Origin of the sequence: Morganella morganii (assembly GCF_019243775.1) — a bacterium.
Classification (GTDB): domain Bacteria; phylum Pseudomonadota; class Gammaproteobacteria; order Enterobacterales; family Enterobacteriaceae; genus Morganella; species Morganella morganii.
Genome location: NZ_CP069157.1, coordinates 3,183,007 through 3,204,094, shown reverse-complemented (window position 1 = coordinate 3,204,094; position 21,088 = coordinate 3,183,007). Strand labels below are relative to the sequence as shown.

Annotated in this window: 20 protein-coding genes; 15 read left to right on the top strand and 5 right to left on the bottom strand. The window is 52.3% G+C overall.

Annotation, left to right across the window (positions count from 1 at the left end):
- Nucleotides 1–39: 39 nt before the first annotated feature.
- From JL661_RS15355 to map, 5 genes are all read right to left on the bottom strand, one after another.
- Nucleotides 40–426 carry a DUF3461 family protein gene (locus tag JL661_RS15355; protein WP_004237217.1) on the bottom strand — a complete coding sequence of 129 codons (387 nt, stop codon included), beginning with the start codon at nucleotides 424–426 and terminating at the stop codon, nucleotides 40–42.
- A gap of 107 nt (nucleotides 427–533) precedes the next feature.
- Entirely contained in the window at nucleotides 534–1,358 is an 825-nt protein-coding gene (dapD, locus tag JL661_RS15350; RefSeq protein WP_004237218.1) for a 2,3,4,5-tetrahydropyridine-2,6-dicarboxylate N-succinyltransferase, read from the bottom strand.
- Nucleotides 1,359–1,395: 37 nt separating this feature from the next.
- Nucleotides 1,396–4,050, bottom strand: a complete 2,655-nt coding sequence (gene glnD, locus JL661_RS15345; protein ID WP_062773225.1) for a bifunctional uridylyltransferase/uridylyl-removing protein GlnD — start codon at nucleotides 4,048–4,050, stop codon at nucleotides 1,396–1,398.
- Nucleotides 4,051–4,134: 84 nt separating this feature from the next.
- A complete protein-coding gene (locus JL661_RS15340; protein ID WP_004237220.1) occupies nucleotides 4,135–4,851 on the bottom strand; it encodes a hypothetical protein in 717 nt (238 codons plus the stop codon).
- A gap of 76 nt (nucleotides 4,852–4,927) precedes the next feature.
- Nucleotides 4,928–5,725, bottom strand: coding sequence for a type I methionyl aminopeptidase (gene map / locus JL661_RS15335; RefSeq protein ID WP_004237221.1), 798 nt, complete (start codon nucleotides 5,723–5,725; stop codon nucleotides 4,928–4,930).
- Nucleotides 5,726–6,088: 363 nt separating this feature from the next.
- On the opposite strand from map, the gene rpsB reads away from it, so the two are divergent.
- The 15 genes from rpsB to rnhB all read left to right on the top strand — a co-directional run bounded on the left by rpsB (nucleotide 6,089) and on the right by rnhB (nucleotide 21,085).
- Nucleotides 6,089–6,808, top strand: a complete 720-nt coding sequence (rpsB, locus tag JL661_RS15330) for a 30S ribosomal protein S2 (protein ID WP_004242214.1) — start codon at nucleotides 6,089–6,091, stop codon at nucleotides 6,806–6,808.
- A 140-nt stretch (nucleotides 6,809–6,948) separates the two neighbouring features.
- A complete protein-coding gene (gene tsf, locus JL661_RS15325; protein ID WP_004242215.1) occupies nucleotides 6,949–7,800 on the top strand; it encodes a translation elongation factor Ts in 852 nt (283 codons plus the stop codon).
- Between the two features lie 120 nt (nucleotides 7,801–7,920).
- Complete coding sequence (gene pyrH / locus JL661_RS15320; protein ID WP_015422460.1) at nucleotides 7,921–8,649, top strand: UMP kinase; 729 nt, start codon at nucleotides 7,921–7,923, stop codon at nucleotides 8,647–8,649.
- 118 nt (nucleotides 8,650–8,767) lie between these two features.
- Entirely contained in the window at nucleotides 8,768–9,325 is a 558-nt protein-coding gene (gene frr / locus JL661_RS15315) for a ribosome recycling factor (protein WP_004242216.1), read from the top strand.
- Between the two features lie 155 nt (nucleotides 9,326–9,480).
- On the top strand, nucleotides 9,481–10,677 hold the full coding sequence (gene ispC, locus JL661_RS15310; RefSeq protein ID WP_062773228.1) for a 1-deoxy-D-xylulose-5-phosphate reductoisomerase: 1,197 nt from the start codon (nucleotides 9,481–9,483) through the stop codon (nucleotides 10,675–10,677).
- Between the two features lie 265 nt (nucleotides 10,678–10,942).
- On the top strand, nucleotides 10,943–11,656 hold the full coding sequence (gene uppS / locus JL661_RS15305) for a polyprenyl diphosphate synthase (RefSeq protein ID WP_004237228.1): 714 nt from the start codon (nucleotides 10,943–10,945) through the stop codon (nucleotides 11,654–11,656).
- A complete protein-coding gene (gene cdsA / locus JL661_RS15300) occupies nucleotides 11,649–12,506 on the top strand; it encodes a phosphatidate cytidylyltransferase (protein WP_049240459.1) in 858 nt (285 codons plus the stop codon). Before uppS ends, cdsA begins: the two co-directional genes overlap by 8 nt.
- A gap of 26 nt (nucleotides 12,507–12,532) precedes the next feature.
- Nucleotides 12,533–13,888, top strand: coding sequence for a sigma E protease regulator RseP (gene rseP / locus JL661_RS15295; protein WP_080981018.1), 1,356 nt, complete (start codon nucleotides 12,533–12,535; stop codon nucleotides 13,886–13,888).
- A 41-nt stretch (nucleotides 13,889–13,929) separates the two neighbouring features.
- The gene (gene bamA, locus JL661_RS15290) at nucleotides 13,930–16,326 is read left to right on the top strand and encodes an outer membrane protein assembly factor BamA (protein ID WP_004237231.1); all 2,397 of its coding nucleotides are present in this window, start codon (nucleotides 13,930–13,932) and stop codon (nucleotides 16,324–16,326) included.
- A 110-nt stretch (nucleotides 16,327–16,436) separates the two neighbouring features.
- Nucleotides 16,437–16,937, top strand: a complete 501-nt coding sequence (locus tag JL661_RS15285) for an OmpH family outer membrane protein (protein ID WP_004242223.1) — start codon at nucleotides 16,437–16,439, stop codon at nucleotides 16,935–16,937.
- A gap of 3 nt (nucleotides 16,938–16,940) precedes the next feature.
- Nucleotides 16,941–17,969, top strand: a complete 1,029-nt coding sequence (lpxD, locus tag JL661_RS15280; protein WP_062773231.1) for a UDP-3-O-(3-hydroxymyristoyl)glucosamine N-acyltransferase — start codon at nucleotides 16,941–16,943, stop codon at nucleotides 17,967–17,969.
- 103 nt (nucleotides 17,970–18,072) lie between these two features.
- Nucleotides 18,073–18,525 (top strand): 3-hydroxyacyl-ACP dehydratase FabZ, encoded by a 453-nt coding sequence (fabZ, locus tag JL661_RS15275; protein WP_004237234.1) that lies wholly within the window; start codon nucleotides 18,073–18,075, stop codon nucleotides 18,523–18,525.
- Nucleotides 18,526–18,528: 3 nt separating this feature from the next.
- The gene (gene lpxA / locus JL661_RS15270; protein ID WP_004237235.1) at nucleotides 18,529–19,320 is read left to right on the top strand and encodes an acyl-ACP--UDP-N-acetylglucosamine O-acyltransferase; all 792 of its coding nucleotides are present in this window, start codon (nucleotides 18,529–18,531) and stop codon (nucleotides 19,318–19,320) included.
- 14 nt (nucleotides 19,321–19,334) lie between these two features.
- Nucleotides 19,335–20,489, top strand: a complete 1,155-nt coding sequence (gene lpxB, locus JL661_RS15265; protein ID WP_046024431.1) for a lipid-A-disaccharide synthase — start codon at nucleotides 19,335–19,337, stop codon at nucleotides 20,487–20,489.
- A complete protein-coding gene (gene rnhB / locus JL661_RS15260) occupies nucleotides 20,489–21,085 on the top strand; it encodes a ribonuclease HII (protein WP_004237237.1) in 597 nt (198 codons plus the stop codon). Before lpxB ends, rnhB begins: the two co-directional genes overlap by 1 nt.
- Nucleotides 21,086–21,088: the final 3 nt, after the last annotated feature.

The following is a 21,088-nucleotide window of genomic DNA, read 5'->3' as shown; positions in this document are numbered from 1 at the left end:
CGCAGCAGCTTTGCAGCACTGCGGCAGTGTTTCATCCGGTTACTTGCGGGTCAGTTTTTCCAGATCGCTTTCAATTTCAGCGATCTTATTGGACACCACATGCTCCAGATGGCGGAGATCGTCGAGGATCTTACGTTTCAGATCGATTTCCGGCATCGCGCTCTCTGTCTGCTGGCAGATGGTATCCAGCTCTTCGATGACATAACGCAGGTTGCTGTTGATCTCATTAATCTCTTTGAAACCCTGTGCATCCTGGATAGTCTTGCGCTGACGCGGGTACTTAAACTTCACGCTCTTGGCGAAAAACTCGCCTTTATCCTTGCGGAAATAGATTTTCAGAATGTCGTTGTTCGCTTCCTGACGAAGAGTATAGCGATCAATATCTTCAGGATGCGTAATTCCCAGACTTTTTAAATTGTCGTACATGTGCGCCACCTATTGATTGTTATTCTGTCCTGTTCCCGCCGCAAAAGGCGGAAGATAAGATGCACGGATAAAAAAAATAGCGGAGTTATTATCCGCTATTTCTGAGATTAGTCTATGGTGCGTAACAATTCATTAATTCCGACCTTGCCGCGCGTTTTTTCATCTACTTTTTTGACAATCACCGCACAATAGAGGCTGTAACGGCCATCTTTTGACGGCAGATTACCGGAGACAACCACAGAGCCCGCCGGGACACGGCCGTAATGGATTTCGCCGGTTTCGCGATCATAAATTTTGGTGCTCTGGCCGATATACACACCCATGGAAATCACGGAACCGGTTTCCACAATCACTCCTTCCACCACTTCGGAACGTGCGCCGATAAAGCAGTTGTCCTCGATAATGGTCGGATTGGCCTGTAACGGCTCTAATACCCCGCCGATACCGACACCGCCGGAGAGATGCACGTTTTTACCGATCTGCGCACAGGAGCCGACCGTCGCCCAGGTATCCACCATCGTGCCTTCATCCACATAGGCACCGATATTGACGTAAGATGGCATCAGTACGGTATTGCGGGCGATAAACGCACCACGGCGGGCTGCCGCAGGCGGTACCACACGGAACCCTTCGCGCTCAAAACGCGCCTGGTCGTAATCCGCGAATTTCATCGGGACTTTATCAAAGTAACGGGATTCAGCCCCGTCCATCACCTGATTGTCACTGATACGGAAAGAGAGCAGCACTGCTTTTTTCAGCCACTGATGTGTCACCCAGGTGCCGCCGATTTTTTCAGCGACGCGCAGTTTTCCGCTGTCCAGTAACTCAATCACCTGATTAACTGCGTCACGCAGTACAGGGGTGGCAGTTGCCGGTGTCACAGCGGCGCGATCTTCAAAGGCGGATTCAATAATGGCCTGTAATTGCTGCATCGGTGTTCGTTTCCTTTTATCTGGTGCTTTGATGAATTTACTCTGTTTTATCCTTTGAATTGAGGGCTTTTGTCAACCGTTCAGTCAGTTCTTCCTGAATATTTTTATCCAGCGCTTTATTATCCTTATCCGTCAGAATAAAAATATCCTCGACTTTTTCGCCGGTTGTGGTGATGCGCGCGCCGTGCAACTGAAGGCCGAGTACGGCAAAAATCTGACCAACCTGCGCCAGCAGTCCGGGTTTATCCAGCGCATATAATTCCATGTAGCTGCGCAGGCCGCGTTTATTGTGAATAAACTTCACCCGCGTCGGCACATCAAAATGGCGCAATTTGGCGGGGGCGGTCCGGGTGCGGTGGTTCGGTACATAATCTGTGGTAACCGCGCAGGCCAGTGCTTTACGGATAGTGTCATGGCGATCGGCGGCGAGAGGCTTGCCGTCCGGCTCCAGCACCACAAAGGAATCCATTGCCATATTGTCGCGGTTGGTGAAAATCTGGGCGTTCTGGACACTGAGATTGCGGCGATCCAGCTCGCTGACCACCGAAGCAAACAGGGAAGGGCGGTCGTTGCACCAGATAAAAATTTCACTGCCGCCGTGGCTGCGCTGGTTACTGATAAGGATCAGCGGTGATGCCATATCATTTTTCAGCAGTGCCCCGGCGTGCCAGGCAAGCTGTTCCGGGGTATGGCGCAGAAAATAATCTGCATGACAGCGCGACCAGAACCGGTTCAGTTTCTGCTCATCGGCACCGTCCTGACGCAGCAGGGCCAGTGCACGGTCGCGGTGGTGGCGGATCCGCTGGCGCAGATTCGGTTTATTATGCACTCCGCGTAATAACTGGTTTTCGGTGCTGATAAACAGTTCGCGCAGCAGACTGCGCCGCCAGCCGTTCCAGAGCGAGGCATTGGTCGCCCATATATCGGCAACGGTCAGGCAGATAAGGTAACGGAGCCGCTCTGTGCTCTGCACCTCACCGGCAAAGGTGCGGATCACTTCCGGATCCTGAATATCCCGGCGCTGCGCGGTCACCGACATCAGCAGGTGTTTTTCCACCAGCCAGCTGACCAGATCTGTGTCTGCTTCATTCAGGTCGTGATATTCACAGAATTCCCGTGCATCTGCCGCACCAAGAACGGCATGATCGCCCTGTCTGCCCTTAGCGATATCGTGGAACAGAGCCGCCAGGCGCAGCAGTTCCGGCTGCGGCAGTTTCGGCCAGACATCCACACACACCGGATGATTCACCCGCTCGGATTCCAGCCTGAAAGTATCGATTTTTCCCAGCACCCGCAGTGTGTGTTCATCCACGGTATAGGCATGGAACAGATCGAACTGCATCTGCCCGACAATATTGCCCCACAGCGGCATATAGGCACCCAGCACACCATGACGGTGCATCGGAACAAACGCGGCGCTCACACCGCGCGGATGGCGCAGGATCGCGATAAACAGCTCTCTGGCCTCCGGATACTCCATCAGCGGACGGCTGAGATGCCGCCGGGCATGGCGCAGCTGACGCAGTGTGCCGGAATGAATGCCGGTGATGGTGTCATCACAGGCCATGCGGTAAAACATCCGCATAATGGCAGCGGGATCCTCACTGAACAGCGAATCACGGATAAGCCCGATACGGTGGCCGTACAGCTGAAAATCCTTATCAAGCGGTTTGGGGGTATCGTGGTGCCCTGCGTGCAGAATGGCTTCGTCGAACAATTGCAGCAGCATTTCATTGAGTTCGGACACGCGGCGGGTGACGCGGTAATAGGCTTTCATCATCCGCTCGACCGGCTGATTGTGCTCGCCGTCATACCCGAGCTGCTCCGCCACACTGAGCTGGCGATCAAACAGCAGGCGGTTATCGTAGCGGCTCAGAGACAGATGCAGGGCAAAGCGGATGCGCCAGAGCATATCCAGACATTCATTCAGCTCTTCCCGCTCGGCATCGGTCAGGAAGCCGGAACCGGCCATTTCATACAGCGACGTCGCACCGAAATGGCGGCGCGCCACCCAGAGCAGGGTATGGATATCACGCAGCCCGCCCGGACTGCTTTTGATATCCGGTTCCAGGTTATAACTGGTGCTGTGATAGCGGGCGTGGCGCTCTTTCTGCTCTGCCAGTTTGGCGGCAAAAAAGCGCGGTGACGGCCAGAAGCTGTCATTAAATATCTGCCGCTGTAACTGCAGGAACAGCGGCAGAGTGCCGCAGATAAGGCGCGATTCAATCAGGTTGGTGGCGACAGTCAGGTCGCCGAGTCCTTCGCGGATACACTCATCCAGGGTACGGACACTGTGGCCGACCGTCAGTTTCAGATCCCACAGCACGGCAATAAACTCCCCGATTTTCGGCGTGAGTGCTTCCGGCAGCGGGGCTCTGCTCAGCAGCAGGATATCGATATCCGACAACGGGTGCAGCTCCCGGCGACCGTAACCGCCGACCGCCACCAGGGCGAAATCCGCCACCTCATCAAAACTGAAAAACTGCCACAGGCGGATCAGCAGCTGATCGATATAATCACTGCGGGTCAGCAGCAGGGTATGAACCGGCTGGCCTTCGAGGAAAGCCTCTGCCTGCCAGCGGCGGTAATGCTCCAGGTGCTCCCGCAGCACAGGCAACTGCAAATCATCATCAGTAAAGGATAACGGCGAGGCGGGTTTCAGGGCTGATGCGGTATTCCGGGCGTTGTCCATGCGGGATCCTTGTGGCAGAGGTGTTCTGCTGCAAGGTTACTGCGTCAGCGGGGAAATAACCAGTTTTTTGCCGGTCCGCCGGGGTTATATCAGCACAGGGCCCGGCATCGGGATAAACTGCAGAATAATGCGTTTGTTTTCATCATCCACCCGGTAAATCAGGCAGCTGCGGAAGTAGTTATGCAGGACGTCACTGAGGTTAATATAGGTATCTTCGGCGATCCCGCAGCCGTTGCTTTGTCCGTCAGTGCGGCACATGCCCTGATTGACGATATCCTTCAGGTACGGGGAGGATTGCAGTATTTCCGGCGCATTATCATCGGTACTGAAACTGAACAGAGAGCGGTCCGGTGAAGCAGTCAGACGGGTGATGCGGTAGCTCTCCCCGGCATTCAGGTACTGTCTGCTCTCGCTTGCCAGCGCGGCGGTATCAATATTCAGGGCAGTGATGCTGATCCGGCCGTTGAAATAGGGATTTTCCGTCGGCAGCAGAATGTTTTTCCGCGTCGGAAACGACTGTTGTGACAACGCAACCAGTGTGAAATAGGAGCCGAGGCTGCTTGCCGGGACATACACTGACTGGTGATCAAACACCGGTTTGGTAAAGGCCAGATCAAACAGATTCAGTTCGTAAACATTCTGGTGGATCTGCACACCGACAGCATACCCGCGTGCGACAAACTCTTTCTGCCACCAGCCGGATGACTTGGTCAGGAAATAAAACGGTATCAGCATGACAAGCAGGATCAATGTGACAATACCAATAATGATACAGGCAGATTTCCGGGGGGAAGTTGTCATTCCGGTTATTCCTCAGCGTCCTGACGGCGGGGAGGTATCATGCCCGGCATGTGCGCCGGACATGAATACAGGGCGGTTACTGCGCAACGAGAATACGGGAAAGCGCGCCTTCCTCATCTTTACGCAGGGTCATGATTTCACAGCCGTCATCGGTGACAACCAGCGTGTGCTCATATTGTGCGGATAAGCCGCGATCTTTGGTTTTGACAGTCCAGCCGTCTTTCATGGTACGGATGCGGTAATCGCCGGTATTGAGCATCGGTTCGATGGTAAATGCCATGCCTTTTTTCAGCACCACACCGCCGTCATCGCCGTCATAATGCAGCACCTGCGGCTCCTCGTGGAAACCTTCGCCGATACCGTGACCGCAGTAATCGCGCACGACAGAATAATCATGGCCTTCCGCGAATTTCTGGATAGCCGCGCCGATAGTCCGCAGGCGGATGCCCGGTTTAACCATACGCAGTGCCAGATAGAGGCTCTCCTGTGTCACGCGGCACAGACGCTCGCCCTGAATCGTCGGTTTTCCGGCGATAAACATGGCAGAGGTGTCGCCGTGGAATCCGTCTTTGATAACAGTGACATCGATATTCACAATATCGCCGTTTTTTAAGATTTTATCTTCACTCGGAATGCCGTGGCAGACCACATCATTGACGGAGATACAGACAGATTTCGGGAAGCCGTGGTAGCCGAGACAGGCAGAAATAGCCTGCTGTTTTACCGTAATATGCTCGTGGCAGATGCGGTCGAGTTCACCGGTACTGACACCCGGCACAACATGCGGGGCGATAATTTCGAGCACTTCGGCCGCAAGACGACCGGCGACACGCATCTTCGCGATGTCGTCTTCTGTTTTGATTGTGATTGCCATAATTATTGATATCCGAACCGGGAATGCCCCGTGACTTTACTTAGGAATACTGGTACTGAAACGCGGTATGTTATCAGCCGGAGAAAAGGATGCCAATCATTGCGCGGAAACCCGGCGGACAACGGATAACCGCCGGCATGAAAACTGAAGAAAATGTGGTATCGCTGCGGCTTTTATGGTATAAAGCGCGCCGGCATTCCGTGTATTTTGCCCGGTTGCCGGAAACTTAAATTAACTCAACTGTTATAACACACACGAATCGGCACGTGCGCCGGGGTGCTCCGAAGCTTAACGCTGACAGGGAGTCGGAAGCATGGGATTCGTGGAGGCATAACCCCAACTTATTATTTACAGAGGTTTAAAATGGCTACTGTTTCCATGCGCGATATGCTCCAGGCGGGCGTTCACTTCGGTCACCAGACTCGTTACTGGAACCCGAAAATGAAACCATTCATCTTTGGTGCCCGTAACAAAGTGCATATCATCAACCTGGAAAAAACTGTTCCGATGTTCAACGACGCATTAGCTGAACTGAACAAAATCGCTTCACGCAAAGGTAAAATCCTGTTCGTAGGTACCAAGCGTGCTGCAAGCGAAGCGGTACAGGAAGCTGCAATCAGCTGTGACCAGTTCTTCGTGAACCACCGCTGGTTAGGCGGTATGCTGACTAACTGGAAAACAGTTCGTCAGTCAATCAAACGCCTGAAAGATTTGGAAGCACAGTCTCAGGACGGTACTTTTGACAAACTGACCAAGAAAGAAGCGCTGATGCGTACCCGTGAACTTGGTAAGTTAGAAAATAGCCTGGGCGGTATCAAAGACATGGGCGGTTTACCTGACGCTCTGTTTGTTATCGATGCTGAGCACGAGCACATTGCAATCAAAGAAGCAAACAACCTGGGTATCCCTGTATTTGCTATCGTTGATACTAACTCTGATCCGGACGGTGTTGATTTCATCATCCCGGGTAACGATGATGCAATCCGTGCAATCAAGCTGTACCTGGGCGCAGTCGCGACTTCTGTCCGCGAAGGCCGTTCACAGGATCTGGCTGTTCAGGCTGAAGAATTAGCCGCTGAATAATCTGAGTCCGCTCTCTGAGCGCTCTTATTAACCAGGTATTGCTGCAAATGGTTAGGGAGCCGTCATGGCTCCCTATACGCATCTGATATACGAACAACTCCCCGCAGAAACAGTTTCTGCGAGCTCATCGAGGAAATAACATGTCTGGAATTACCGCTGCATTGGTAAAAGAACTGCGTGAACGTACTGGCGCAGGTATGATGGAATGTAAAAAAGCACTGGTTGAAGCAAACGGTGATATCGAATTAGCTATCGATAACATGCGTAAATCCGGCCAGGCTAAAGCAGCGAAAAAAGCAGGCCGCGTTGCTGCTGAAGGCGTTATCTTATCTGCTGTCAGCGCAGATGCTAAATTCGGCGCACTGATCGAAGTTAACTGTGAAACAGACTTCGTTGCAAAAGATACCGGTTTCCTGGCATTCGCACAGGACATCCTGAATTTCGTTATGGCTGAGAAAACTGCTGATGCAGAAGCTATCGTTGCGAAATTCGAAGAACAGCGTGTTGCACTGGTTGCCAAAATCGGTGAAAACATCAGCTTCCGTCGCGCTGCTATCTTAGAAGGCGACATGGTCGGTTCTTACATGCACGGCGCACGTATCGGTGTTCTGGTTGCGGCAACCGGCGCAAACGAAGAACTGGTTAAACACATTGCTATGCACGTTGCGGCAAGCAAACCTGAATATACCAAACCTGAAGATGTTCCTGCTGATGTTGTTGCTCACGAGAAACAAATCCAGCTGGATATCGCAATGCAGTCCGGTAAACCTCAGGAAATCGCAGAGAAAATGGTTATCGGCCGTATGAACAAATTCACCGGCGAAATCTCTCTGACCGGTCAGCCGTTCGTTATGGAACCAAGCAAATCTGTCGGCGACCTGCTGAAAGAAAACAAAGCAGACGTGACTGCATTCATCCGTTTCGAAGTGGGTGAAGGTATCGAGAAAGCTGAAGCTGACTTCGCTGCAGAAGTCGCGGCAATGAGCAAATAATCATTGCATATCAGAGCCGCCGGAAGGCGGTTCTGTTTTATCTGCAGTACCCCTGTTTATCATCCGGGCATCCGTCCGGGTATCTCTGGCAATAAATTCATCTGTTTAGGACAGAACACCATGGCTACCAATGCAAAACCTGTTTATCAACGTATTCTGCTGAAGCTCAGTGGCGAGGCTTTACAAGGGAATGAAGGTTTCGGAATTGATGCGACTGTACTTGACCGTATGGCGCAGGAAATTAAGGAACTGGTTGAACTGCAGATTCAGGTCGGTGTCGTTATTGGCGGGGGCAATCTGTTTCGCGGCGCAGGGCTGGCCGAAGCCGGTATGAACCGCGTTGTCGGTGACCATATGGGTATGCTGGCAACTGTGATGAACGGTCTGGCAATGCGTGATGCACTTCATCGCGCTTATGTGAATGCGCGGCTGATGTCTGCGATTCCGCTCAACGGCGTTTGTGACAATTACAGCTGGGCTGAGGCAATCAGTCTTTTACGTCACGGCCGTGTGGTTATTTTTTCTGCCGGAACAGGCAACCCATTCTTTACCACGGATTCTGCGGCCTGTCTGCGCGGGATCGAAATTGAAGCGGATGTGGTGCTGAAAGCCACAAAAGTGGATGGTGTTTACTCAGCCGATCCGGCCAAAGACCCGGATGCGGTGCTGTATGAAAAACTCAACTATCAGGATGTGCTGGAACGCGAACTGAAAGTGATGGATCTGGCGGCCTTTACCCTGGCCCGTGACCATAACCTGCCAATCCGTGTTTTCAACATGAACAAACCCGGTGCATTACGCCGTGTCGTGATGGGCGAGAACGAAGGTACCTTGATTTCGCGTGACTAAACGCCGGGACACCGGCGGAATTTGACGGTATCATTTATAAATCGATTCGCCAAAATTATAATGCGGGCCGCGCGACAGGCACGGTCTGAAAAATTACCCGTTTCCAAGGACTCATAACGTGATTAATGAAATCCAGAAAGACGCGCAGGAACGCATGGAAAAATGCGTCGAGTCGCTGAAATCCCAAATCAGTAAAGTGCGCACCGGCCGTGCTTCCCCGAGCCTGCTGGACGGTATCGTTGTTGAATATTACGGTACACCGACTCCGCTGCGTCAGTTAGCTAACGTGGTTGCGGAAGATTCACGCACCCTGGCTATCACTGTGTTTGACCGTTCAATGTCACCGGCTATCGAAAAAGCGATTATGGCCTCTGACCTCGGTTTAAACCCGTCATCTGCCGGTACGGTTATCCGTGTTCCGCTTCCTGCACTGACTGAAGAACGCCGTAAAGACCTGATCAAAGTCGTCCGCGGTGACGCTGAGCAGGGTCGTATTGCTGTGCGTAACGTCCGCCGTGACGCGAACGATAAAGTCAAAGCACTGCTGAAAGATAAAGAAATCAGTGAAGATGATGACCGCCGTTCCCAGGACGACGTTCAGAAAATGACTGACCTGTTTATCAAAAAAATCGATGATGCACTGGCAGCAAAAGAAAAAGAGCTGATGGAATTCTGATCCGGATGCTGTGCTGAACAGAACATATAAAAATAGTGCCCTCAGGCACTATTTTTTTACTTATCAGTTGCGGAAATGACTTCTCACTCTCTGTTGACCAAAGTGCTATACTTTTGCGATTCGAAATAACGATAAAGTAACATTGAGTATTTATCATGAAAGGTTTGGCAATTCTCGGATCCACAGGATCTATCGGTAAAAACACACTCTCGGTTATTCGTCAGCACCCGGATCTGTTCCGTGCGGTGGTTCTGGCAGCCGGGAAAAATGTTCAGACGATGTTTGAACAGTGTCTGGAATTTAAACCCCGCTATGCGGTGTTATCCGACGAAGTGGCTGCCGGTGAATTGCGCATTCAGCTGAAACTCCACGGCAGTGCAACCGAAGTGCTCAGCGGCAGTGCCGCTATCTGTGAAGTGGTTCAGCTTGATGAAGTGGATCAGGTGATGGCCGCTATTACCGGGGTGGCCGGGCTGCTGCCGACTCTCGCGGCTATCCGTGCGGACAAGCGTATTCTGCTGGCGAACAAAGAAGCGCTGATTACCAGCGGGCGTCTGTTTTTTGCCGCCATGAGCACCAGCCGCGCTGAACTGTTTCCTATCGACAGCGAACACAACGCGATTTTCCAGTCTCTGCCGACCGGCGTACAGTTATCTCTCGGGCATGCTGACCTGACTGCCGCGGGTATTGATTCCATTATTCTGACCGGCTCCGGCGGCCCGTTCCGTGAAACCACCTTATCTGAGCTGGCCAATATGACTCCGGATCAGGCTTGTGCACATCCGAACTGGTCAATGGGACGTAAAATTTCCGTGGATTCCGCCACGATGATGAATAAGGGCCTTGAATATATTGAGGCACGTTATTTCTTTAATGCATCAGCAAAACAAATGGAAGTGATTGTGCATCCGCAGTCGGTGATCCACTCCATGGTCCGCTATACTGACGGCAGCATTATCGCGCAGCTGGGCACACCGGATATGCGCACCCCGATCAGCTATTCCATGAGTTATCCGGGCCGTATTACCGCCGGGGCTGAGCGTCTTGATTTTACCCGTATGGGCGGCCTGACATTCACTGAGCCGGATTATAACCGTTACCCGTGCCTGAAACTGGCGATCGAAGCCTGTGATGACGGGCAGGCGGCAACCACGGCAATGAATGCAGCGAATGAAGAAACCGTGCAGGCATTTTTACAAAACAGAATCCGTTTCACAGATATCGCGCAAATAAACCGTATGGTAGTGGAAAATCACCGGTTCACGGAACCTCAGTCAATTGATGATGTCCTTATTATTGATAAACAGGCGCGGGAACTGACCCGTAAATCAATCGGAAAAATCGCGAAGTAATTAATTTATATTAACGGGTTGCGTTTGTCGGTGAATAGCGCAAGTGATATAGTTCAGCGTTGCGATTTCTGTAAATCAGATTTTTAATGACCGGTTAATAACACCATGACGTTATCACTGACAAACAGAGACAACACCGTGAACCTGCACGGTGTTTTTGTGTCTGACGCCATGTATTAACCGATACCTCAAAGGATTAACTTGCGTGACAGTATCCAGTGAAAATGCCTCAGAAAAGCCGGGACCTCAGCATGTCGCCATTATTATGGACGGCAACGGCCGCTGGGCAAAAAAACGCGGAAAATTGCGGGTTTCCGGCCATCGCGCAGGGATCAAATCGGTCCGCAGCTCGGTCAGTTTTGCCATCAAAAACCAGATAAAATCCCTGACACTTTATGCCTTCAGCAGTGAAAACTGGAACCGTCCTGAACAGGAAGTCCACTCACTGATGGAGTTGTTTGTCTTTGCGCTGGACAACGAAGTCAAAAGTCTGCACAAACACAATGTCAGATTATCCGTCATCGGTGATATCAGCCGGTTCAGCCCGCGTCTGCAGGAGCGTATCCGCCGCGGTCAGGTGCTGACCGCCAATAACACCGGTTTACAGCTGAATATCGCCGCCAACTACGGCGGGCGATGGGATATCACCCACAGTGTAAAACAGGTGATAGCACAGGTGCAGCGCGGGGAATTGTCCGCTGAGGATGTCAGCGAACAGGATATCAGCCGTCATATTTCGCTTCATGACCAGCCGCCGATTGATCTCGTGATCCGGACCGGCGGTGAGCATCGTATCAGTAACTTCCTGCTCTGGCAGGTTGCGTACGCCGAATTTTATTTTACAGAAGTGCTGTGGCCTGACTTTGATGAAAACGCATTCAGCGATGCGGTGACTTCTTTTACACAGCGTGAGCGCCGTTTCGGCGGAACCACACCTGATGATCAGTCTGAGCAGGCTCCGGGAGGAAATGTTGCTTAAGTACCGTCTAATTACTGCCATTATTTTAATTCCGCTGGTACTGCTGGCGATGTTTATGCTCGCACCGGCACATTTCGGCTGGGTGGTGATTACCGTATGTGGTCTGGCCGGCTGGGAATGGGCGCAGTTTGCCGGTCTGAAAGGTGCCGGACAGCGTATTGTCACCGGTGTGCTGTTTGCCGCCGGTCTGGCTGCGTGGCAGCTGACACTGGATATGAATAACCTGATGGCGGATGCTGCTGTACAGATCAGCCTGTGGGCGGCGCTGGTCTGGTGGGTCTGTGCGGTGCTGCTGGTGATCAGTTTCCCGAAATCCGCCGCGCTGTGGAAAGATTCTGTGATTATCCGCCTGATCTTCGGTGTGGTGACCATTGTTCCGTTTTACAGCGGCATGATGGTACTGCGCAACCAGGGATATGCGGGCGGTGATGTGTATCAGGGGGCCTGGTGGCTGCTGTATGTCATGCTGCTGGTCTGGGCGGCGGATTCCGGGGCGTATGCCTTCGGCCGTCTGCTGGGCAAACACAAAATGGCACCGCGTGTCTCGCCGGGCAAAACCCTGGAAGGTCTGGCCGGTGGCCTGATTACCGCCGGTCTGGTGTCCTGGCTGTTCAGTCACTATTCGCCGTTACAGACACTGCCGGAAAACCTGATTATCGTGTCAGTGATTGTGGTTCTGATTTCTGTGTTCGGTGATCTGACCGAAAGCATGTTTAAACGTCAGTCCGGCGTGAAGGACAGCAGTCAGCTGATCCCGGGGCATGGCGGCGTGATGGATCGCATTGACAGCCTGACCGCGGCAGTACCGGTATTTGCCGGTCTGATCCTGTTAGTATTCTCCGGCTTTTAAGCACACCGGGAGCAGACAGAAAACGCATGATGACTTTTATCTGGAACTCAGCCGCGTTTGTTATCGCGCTGGGGATTTTGGTTACCGTACATGAGTTCGGGCACTTTTGGGTGGCCCGGCGCTGCGGTATTTTTGTCGAACGGTTCTCCGTCGGTTTCGGCAAAGCACTCTGGCGGCGTACAGACAAACACGGGACAGAATTTGTCATCGCAATGATTCCGCTCGGCGGCTATGTCAAAATGCTGGATGAGCGTGTGGCACCGGTAGCACCGGAGCGTCGCCATCAGGCGTTTAATAACAAAACCGTCGGCCAGCGGGCGGCGGTGGTCAGCGCCGGGCCGATCGCTAACTTTTTGTTAGCCATCGTGGCGTACTGGATTGTGTTTATGATCGGTGTGCCGGCGGTTCGTCCGGTCGTGGCGGATATCCGCGCGGGGTCGGTCGCAGAACAGGCAAATATTTTGCCCGGGATGGAACTAAATGCCGTTGACGGCATCGAAACGCCTGACTGGAATAGTGTGCGGATGGCGATGATCAGTAAAATCGGCGATGATTTTACCGTTCTGAATGTGGTTCCGGAACCGGGGTCAGCCCCGGCGGAAAAACGCCTCGATCTCACCCGCTGGAAATTTGATCCGGAAAAACAGGATGCTGTCCTGTCTCTGGGGATCATGCCGGTGTCCGCAAAGGTCAGTAATGAGATTAATGCACTGACGCCCGGGGGGCCTGCTGAAAAAGCCGGTTTACAACCGGGGGACAGGATCGTTAAAGTAAGCGGGGAGCCGCTTACGGTCTGGCAGCCGTTTACGCTCTTTGTACGTAATAGTCCCGGTAAAACGCTCGATTTACTGATTGAGCGGGGCGGAGAACATATTAATGTGCCTCTCACACCGGAGATAAAAAACAGCGGCGGCAGTAAACAAATTGGTTTTGCTGGTGTCGAATTAAAGGTTATTCCGCTCGACCCGCAGTATATTACGGAACATCAGTACGGGCCGGTGGAAGCGGTTGCCGAGGCGACCGGGAAAACCTGGCAGTTAATGAATCTGACCGTGAAAATGATCGGCAAGCTGGTGACCGGTGATGTAAAACTGAATAATCTCAGTGGTCCGGTATCGATTGCGAAAGGTGCCGGTATTTCCGCCGATTCCGGCTTAGTGTATTATCTGATGTTTCTGGCGCTCATCAGCGTCAATTTAGGGATCATAAATCTGTTCCCGCTGCCAGTTTTAGATGGTGGACACCTGTTATTCCTGCTTATCGAGAAGATAAAAGGCGGGCCGGTGTCTGAGCGTGTACAAGACTTCAGTTATCGTATTGGTGTAATGGCACTGGTACTGTTGATGGGGCTTGCACTTTTCAATGATTTCTCCCGCTTCTGATTAAGGAAGACCGGGACCGGTAAGGAAAACGCATAACAACGATGGCGATGAAAAAGTTGCTCATAGCGTCGCTGCTGCTTGGCAGCTTCACTGCATACGGTTCAGACGGATTCGTGGTTCAGGACATTCAGTTTGAAGGTCTTCAGCGCGTCGCCGTTGGTGCTGCATTACTGAACATGCCTGTCCGTGTAGGAGACACGGCCAGTGATGAGGATATCGGACGTACCATTCGCGCACTGTTCGCGACAGGTAACTTTGAAGATGTCCGCGTCCTGCGTGAAGGTAATGTACTGCTGGTTCAGGTGAAGGAACGTCCGACCATTGCAAATATCACCTTCTCGGGTAACAAATCCGTGAAGGACGACATGCTCAAACAGAACCTGGAAGCATCCCGTATCCGCGTCGGGGAAGCCCTTGACCGGACGATGCTGTCAAACATTGAAAAGGGGCTGGAAGATTTCTATCACAGTGTCGGTAAGTATAACGCGACGGTAAAAGCCGTTGTCACACCACTGCCGCGCAACCGTATTGATGTGAAATTCGTTTTTGCGGAAGGTGTATCCGCGACTATTCAGCAAATCAATATCGTCGGTAACACTCAGTTTACCACGGCTGAACTGGTTAACCGTTTCCAGCTGCGTGATGATGTACCGTGGTGGAACCTGGCGGCTGATCAGAAATACCAGAAACAGAAACTGGCCGGTGACCTTGAAACCCTGCGCAGCTTCTATCTGGATCGCGGTTACGCGAAATTCAATATTGATTCGACTCAGGTCAGCCTGACGCCGGACAAAAAAGGTATCTATATCACCATCAACGTGACCGAGGGCGAGCAGTATCAGATTGCCGGGGTTCAGGTTGCAGGTGAAACGGCCGGTCACTCCGCTGAAATCACCGAGCTGACCGCCATTGAGCCGGGTTCACTCTATAATGGTGCTCAGGTCACCAAAATGGAGAATGATGTCAAAAATATGCTCGGCCGTTACGGCTATGCGTATCCGCGCGTCATGACCCAGCCGGAAATTAATGAAGCCGATAAAACCGTGGTTCTGCATGTGAATGTGGATGCCGGTAACCGTTTCTATGTCCGCCAGATCCGTTTCGCCGGTAACGACGTGAGTAAAGACTCCGTTCTGCGCCGTGAAATGCGTCAGATGGAAGGGGCATGGTTAGGTAACGATCTGGTTGAAGCCGGTAAAGAGCGTCTGAACCGTACCGGTTACTTTGAAACCGTTGAGGTGGAAACCCAGCGTGTGCCGGGTGTGCCGGATCAGGTCGATGTCGTCTATAAAGTCAAAGAGCGTAACACCGGTTCCCTGAACTTTGGTGTGGGCTTCGGTACAGAGAGCGGCGTCAGCTTCCAGGTGGGTGTCACCCAGGATAACTGGTTAGGTACCGGTTATCAGGTTGGTGCGAACGCCAGTAAGAACGACTACTCAACGTACGCTGAACTGTCACTGACTGACCCGTTCTTCACGGTTGATGGTGTGAGTCTCGGCGGCCGTATTTTCTACAACGACTTCCGTGCGGATGATGCAGACTTGTCCGGTTACACCAACAAAACCTATGGTGTGGACGGAACGCTCGGCTTCCCGATCAACGAAAATAACTCCCTCCGTTTAGGTCTGGGTTATGTGCATAACACCCTGTCACGTATGGAACCACAGGTTAATATGTGGCGTTATCTGCACTCAATGGGTGAAGAGCCGAACTATAAAGATCGTGCGGAATTCCGTGCCGATGACTTTACCCTGACAACTGCGTGGGTTTATAACAACCTCGACCGTGGTTACTTCCCGACCTCCGGTGTGAAATCCACTGTGAGTGCGAAAGTCACGGTTCCGGGCTCTGATAACGAATACTATAAACTGATCGCAGATACCACCGGCTACTACCCGATTGACGAAAACGGCAGCTGGGTTGTGATGGGACGCGGTCGTTTAGGCTTCGGTGATGGTCTCGGCGGCAAAGAACTGCCGTTCTATGAGAACTTCTATGCCGGTGGGTCCGGTACCGTCCGTGGTTTCCGTTCCAATACCATCGGTCCGAAAGCAGTCTACTATGACGGGGCATCCGATAAGTTACGCAGCGACAGCCCGTCCCGTGATGCTATCGGGGGTAACGCGATGGCGGTGGCCAGTATGGAACTGATTACACCGACACCGTTTATCGATGAAAAATACACGAATTCTGTCCGCACATCACTCTTTGTGGATGCCGGTACAGTGTGGGATACCAATTGGGACAATACTGAGCTTATGCAGAAGTATGGTATTCCTGATTACAGTAAAGCAGGGAACATCCGTGTTTCCACCGGTGTTGCGTTCCAGTGGATTTCTCCGCTCGGACCATTGGTCTTCTCGTATGCGAAGCCAATCAAAGACTACCAGGGTGACCGGACAGAACAGTTCCAGTTTAATATCGGTAAGACCTGGTAATTGCAGTACAGGGTTACCATGCGTAATAACCAGTACGCTCAGTGTGCAAAGGGAATCTTTACCATTGGGTTTAATATCCAACCAGTAAATGGTGTTTAAGGGGTTTTATTGTGAAAAAGTTATTAACTGCTGCCAGCGTGGGTATGGTATTAGCGATGTCTGCCGGTGCTGCTCAGGCTGCTGACAAGATCGCGGTTGTCAACATCGGTGAAGTTGTCCAGAAAATGCCGGGCCGTGAAGCGGCAGCAAAACAACTGGAAAGCGAATTCAAAAGCCGTGGTACTGAACTGCAGAGTTTAGAAAAAGATCTGCAGACCCGTGCTCAGAAACTGCAGAAAGACGGCGCGACCATGAAAGACAGCGAGCGTCAGAAACTGGCAGGTGAATTCGACACCAAACGTGCTGACTTCGCGAAAAAAGCCCAGGCATTTGACCAGGATTTCCAGAAACGTCAGATGGAAGAGCGCAACAAAGTCATGAAACGTGTTGAAGATGCAGTGAAATCTGTTGCTTCAAAAGGCGGATATGACGTTGTGATCGATGCTAACGCAGTTGCTTACTCTGTTTCCGGCATTGATATCACTGCTGACGTTCTGAAACAGGTTAAATAATTAATGTCTTCCATTCGATTAGCTGATCTCGCTCAGCAGTTGAATGCAACGTTACACGGTGATGGCGATCTCGTCATCACCGGTATCGCGCCTATGCATTCAGCAAACAGCGGGCAAATTACCTTTCTGTCTGATGCCCGTTACCGGGAAAAACTGGCTGGTTGTCAGGCGGGTGCTGTGGTATTGCGTGAAGACGATTTACCGTTTTGTCAGGTCGCGGCCCTTGTGGTGAAAGACCCGTACCTGGCGTATGCGCATATGGCGCAGATTATGGATACCACACCGGCTCCGGCTGAGAATATCCATCCGTCTGCCGTGATTGACCCGTCAGCCTCTCTCGGGGCCAATGTGTCGGTCGGTGCGAATGCTGTCATTGAGTCCGGCGTGGTTCTGGGTGACGATGTTATCATCGGCGCAGGATCGTTTGTCGGCAAAAATACCACCATCGGTGCCAAAACCCGTATCTGGGCAAATGTCACCGTGTACCACGGGATTGTGATTGGCGAAGGCTGTCTGGTTCATTCCAGCACCGTTATCGGTGCGGACGGATTCGGTTATGCCAACGATCGCGGTCAGTGGGTTAAAATCCCTCAGCTGGGTTCCGTTATTATCGGTGACCGGGTTGAAATCGGCTCCTGTACCACTATCGACCGTGGTGCATTAGAAAATACGGTAATCGGTAATGGTGTTATCATTGATAACCAGTGCCAGATTGCCCATAACGTCATAATCGGCGACAACACCGCAGTAGCCGGTGGTGTGATTATGGCCGGGAGCCTGAAAATCGGCCGCAACTGTATGATTGGCGGAGCAAGCGTCATTAATGGTCATATGGAAATCTGCGATCGCGTCGTCGTGACAGGCATGGGCATGGTAATGCGGCCTATCACCGAACCGGGTGTATACTCCTCCGGTATTCCGTTACAGCCAAATAAAACATGGCGTAAAACTGCCGCGCTGGTGATGAACATCAGCGAAATGAATAAACGCCTGAAGGCGGTCGAAAGGCAGCTGGATAACGACGATAAATAACAGCGCATTTTGCGGTATTTTTGCGGCCTGCTAACCGCGTGACGGGTATAGCAGGCCGTGTTATTAATAAGACATATGACAAAGAGACAGGAAGAGTATTCTGATGAGTGACAACCATACTCTCAAAATTGATGAAATTTTAGAGCTTCTTCCGCACCGGTATCCGTTTTTATTAGTGGATCGCGTGCTGGATTTTGAAGAAGGTAAATTTTTACGTGCCGTGAAAAACGTATCATTCAATGAGCCGTTTTTCCAGGGGCATTTCCCGGGCAAACCAATTTTTCCGGGCGTTCTTATTCTGGAAGCGATGGCTCAGGCCACCGGCATTCTGGCGTTCAAAAGCCTGGGTAAATTAGAGCCGGGCGAATTGTATTATTTTGCCGCCATCGATGACTGTCGCTTTAAACGCCCGGTACTGCCGGGAGACCAGATGATCCTCGAAGTGACTTTCCATAAGGAACGCCGCGGCGTTGCCCGTTTCACGGGTGTTGCGAAAGTTGACGGAGAAGTTGCCTGCGAAGCTACCATGATGTGTGCACGCCGCCGTGAGGGGTAATAAATGATCGATAAAACCGCCCGGATCCACCCGTCTTCCATTATCGAAGACGGCGCCGTTATTGGTGCCAATGTCACCATCGGTCCTTTCTGCTGTATTGGTGCGGATGTTGAGATCGGTGAGGGGACTGAAATCAAGTCCCATGTTGTGATTAATGGTCATACCAAAATTGGTCGTGATAACCAGATTTTCCAGTTTGCCTCCATTGGTGAGATAAACCAGGATCTGAAATACAAAGGTGAACCGACCCGCGTTGAAATCGGTGATCGTAACCGTATCCGCGAAAGTGTGACTATTCATCGCGGCACCGCGCAGGACACCGGCGTTACCCGTATCGGTAACGACAACCTGCTGATGATCAATGCCCATGTTGCTCACGACTGTGTGATCGGCAACCATTGTATCATTGCCAACAACGGAACCCTGGCGGGTCATGTCACGCTGGATGATTATGTCATCCTGGGTGGCTTATCGGCTGTTCATCAGTTCTGCCGTATCGGTGAGCACGTGATGGTCGGCGGCTGTTCAGGTGTGGCGCAGGATATCCCGCCGTTCTTAATCGCGCAGGGTAACCATGTGACCGCCTTCGGCCTCAATGCTATCGGCCTCAAACGCCGTGGTTTTGATAAAGACGATATCAGTGCGTTACAGAATGCCTATAAAGTCCTGTACCGCAGTAATCTGACGCTGGCAGAAGCCAAAGTGCAGTTGGCTGAACTGGCGAAAGAAAATGTCCATGTAAAAACCTTCGCTGACTTCCTGGATACCGCTGAACGCGGGATCATCCGTCCGTAATTGCGGGGGCTGCCATGTCGGTATCACCTCGTCCGCTCACGATAGGTATTGTCGCCGGAGAAACCTCCGGCGATATTCTCGGCGCAGGCTTAATGCGCGCACTGAAAGAAAAATATCCGGATGTTCGTTTCTTCGGGGTTGCTGGTCCGCTGATGCAGGCGGAAGGCTGTGAAACCTGGTATGAAATGGAAGAACTGGCGGTGATGGGCATTGTGGAAGTGCTGGGGCGCCTGCCGCGTCTGCTCTCCATCCGCCGTGATCTCACCCGCCGCTTCCGTGAACTGAAGCCGGATGTTTTTGTCGGTATTGATGCACCGGATTTCAATATCACCCTGGAAGGACGGTTAAAGTCTTCCGGGATCAAAACGATCCACTATGTCAGTCCGTCAGTCTGGGCGTGGCGGCAGAACAGGGTCTTTAAAATCGCCAAAGCGACCAATCTGGTGCTGGCTTTCCTGCCGTTCGAAAAAGCGTTTTACGACAAATACAATGTGCCGTGCCGCTTTATCGGCCACACTATGGCAGATGCACTGCCGTTGCAGCCGGACAAAACCGCTGCCCGTGACGCACTGGGGCTGGATCCGTCCGCGCCGTGTCTGGCAATACTGCCGGGCAGCCGTCACGCGGAAGTCTCGATGCTCAGCGGCGATTTTCTGAAAACCGCGCAACTGCTGCGGCAGGCACTGCCGGATTTACAGATTGTGGTGCCGCTGGTAAATGCGAAACGCCGCGCTGAATTTGAAGCTATCAAACAGGAAATTGCCCCGGAACTGGATGTGCACCTGCTTGACGGCCGCGCCCGTGATGCCATGATTGCCTCGGACGCCGCACTGCTGGCGTCAGGTACGGCGGCACTGGAGTGCATGCTGGCGAAATGCCCGATGGTCGTGGGCTATCGCATGAAGCCGTTCACGTTCTGGCTGGCGAAACGGCTGGTCAAAACTTCGTATGTGTCACTGCCGAACCTGCTGGCAGGGCGTGAGATCGTGCCGGAACTGTTACAGGATGAGTGCCGCAGTGATCTGCTGGCAAATGCACTGCTGCCGCTGTTGCAGGGCGGTGAAGCCGTGGATAAACTCAGAGAAACCTTCCTGGAACTTCATCAGAAAATCCGTCTTGATGCGGATAATCAGGCGGCACAGGCCGTATCAGATATAGCGAGTAATTAATGGATTTTGTTTATCCGGACGCGGCACTGATTGCCGGTGTCGATGAAGTCGGCCGCGGGCCGCTGGTCGGCGCGGTGGTAACCGCTGCCGTTATTCTTGATCCGCAGAACCCGATCGACGGTCTGGCGGACTCCAAAAAGCTCACGGAGAAAAAACGTGAGCGCCTGTTTGCTGAAATTCAGGAAAAGGCACTGTACTGGAGTATCGGCCGCGCGGAAGCGGCGGAAATTGATCAAATCAATATTTTACAGGCCACATTCCTGGCGATGCAGCGGGCGGTTGCCGGGTTGCCGGTGCGTCCGGGTTTTGTACTGGTGGACGGCAACAAAGCGCCGGATTTTGGTGTCCCTGCTCAGGCAGTGATCAAGGGTGACGGTCTGGTGCCTGAGATCAGTGCGGCATCGATACTGGCAAAAGTCACGCGGGATCGCGAAATGGCGGAGCTGGATAAACAATTCCCGCAGTACGGATTTGCAAAACACAAAGGTTACCCGACGGCGCTGCATCTTGAGATGCTGGCGCAGTATGGGGTGACAGAGCATCACCGCACCAGTTTTGGCCCGGTCCGCCGCGCGCTGGCCGGTATCAGTAAGTGAGGA

Excerpts from the sequence above, each read along its gene's own strand:
- JL661_RS15355 (WP_004237217.1), bottom strand. The coding sequence starts at position 426 with ATGTACGACAATTTAAAAAGTCTGGGAATTACGCATCCTGAAGATATT.
- dapD (WP_004237218.1), bottom strand. The coding sequence starts at position 1,358 with ATGCAGCAATTACAGGCCATTATTGAATCCGCCTTTGAAGATCGCGCC.
- glnD (WP_062773225.1), bottom strand. The coding sequence starts at position 4,050 with ATGGACAACGCCCGGAATACCGCATCAGCCCTGAAACCCGCCTCGCCG.
- JL661_RS15340 (WP_004237220.1), bottom strand. The coding sequence starts at position 4,851 with ATGACAACTTCCCCCCGGAAATCTGCCTGTATCATTATTGGTATTGTC.
- map (WP_004237221.1), bottom strand. The coding sequence starts at position 5,725 with ATGGCAATCACAATCAAAACAGAAGACGACATCGCGAAGATGCGTGTC.
- rpsB (WP_004242214.1), top strand. The coding sequence starts at position 6,089 with ATGGCTACTGTTTCCATGCGCGATATGCTCCAGGCGGGCGTTCACTTC.
- tsf (WP_004242215.1), top strand. The coding sequence starts at position 6,949 with ATGTCTGGAATTACCGCTGCATTGGTAAAAGAACTGCGTGAACGTACT.
- pyrH (WP_015422460.1), top strand. The coding sequence starts at position 7,921 with ATGGCTACCAATGCAAAACCTGTTTATCAACGTATTCTGCTGAAGCTC.
- ispC (WP_062773228.1), top strand. The coding sequence starts at position 9,481 with ATGAAAGGTTTGGCAATTCTCGGATCCACAGGATCTATCGGTAAAAAC.
- uppS (WP_004237228.1), top strand. The coding sequence starts at position 10,943 with ATGGACGGCAACGGCCGCTGGGCAAAAAAACGCGGAAAATTGCGGGTT.
- rseP (WP_080981018.1), top strand. The coding sequence starts at position 12,533 with ATGATGACTTTTATCTGGAACTCAGCCGCGTTTGTTATCGCGCTGGGG.
- bamA (WP_004237231.1), top strand. The coding sequence starts at position 13,930 with ATGGCGATGAAAAAGTTGCTCATAGCGTCGCTGCTGCTTGGCAGCTTC.
- lpxD (WP_062773231.1), top strand. The coding sequence starts at position 16,941 with ATGTCTTCCATTCGATTAGCTGATCTCGCTCAGCAGTTGAATGCAACG.
- fabZ (WP_004237234.1), top strand. The coding sequence starts at position 18,073 with ATGAGTGACAACCATACTCTCAAAATTGATGAAATTTTAGAGCTTCTT.
- lpxA (WP_004237235.1), top strand. The coding sequence starts at position 18,529 with ATGATCGATAAAACCGCCCGGATCCACCCGTCTTCCATTATCGAAGAC.
- lpxB (WP_046024431.1), top strand. The coding sequence starts at position 19,335 with ATGTCGGTATCACCTCGTCCGCTCACGATAGGTATTGTCGCCGGAGAA.
- rnhB (WP_004237237.1), top strand. The coding sequence starts at position 20,489 with ATGGATTTTGTTTATCCGGACGCGGCACTGATTGCCGGTGTCGATGAA.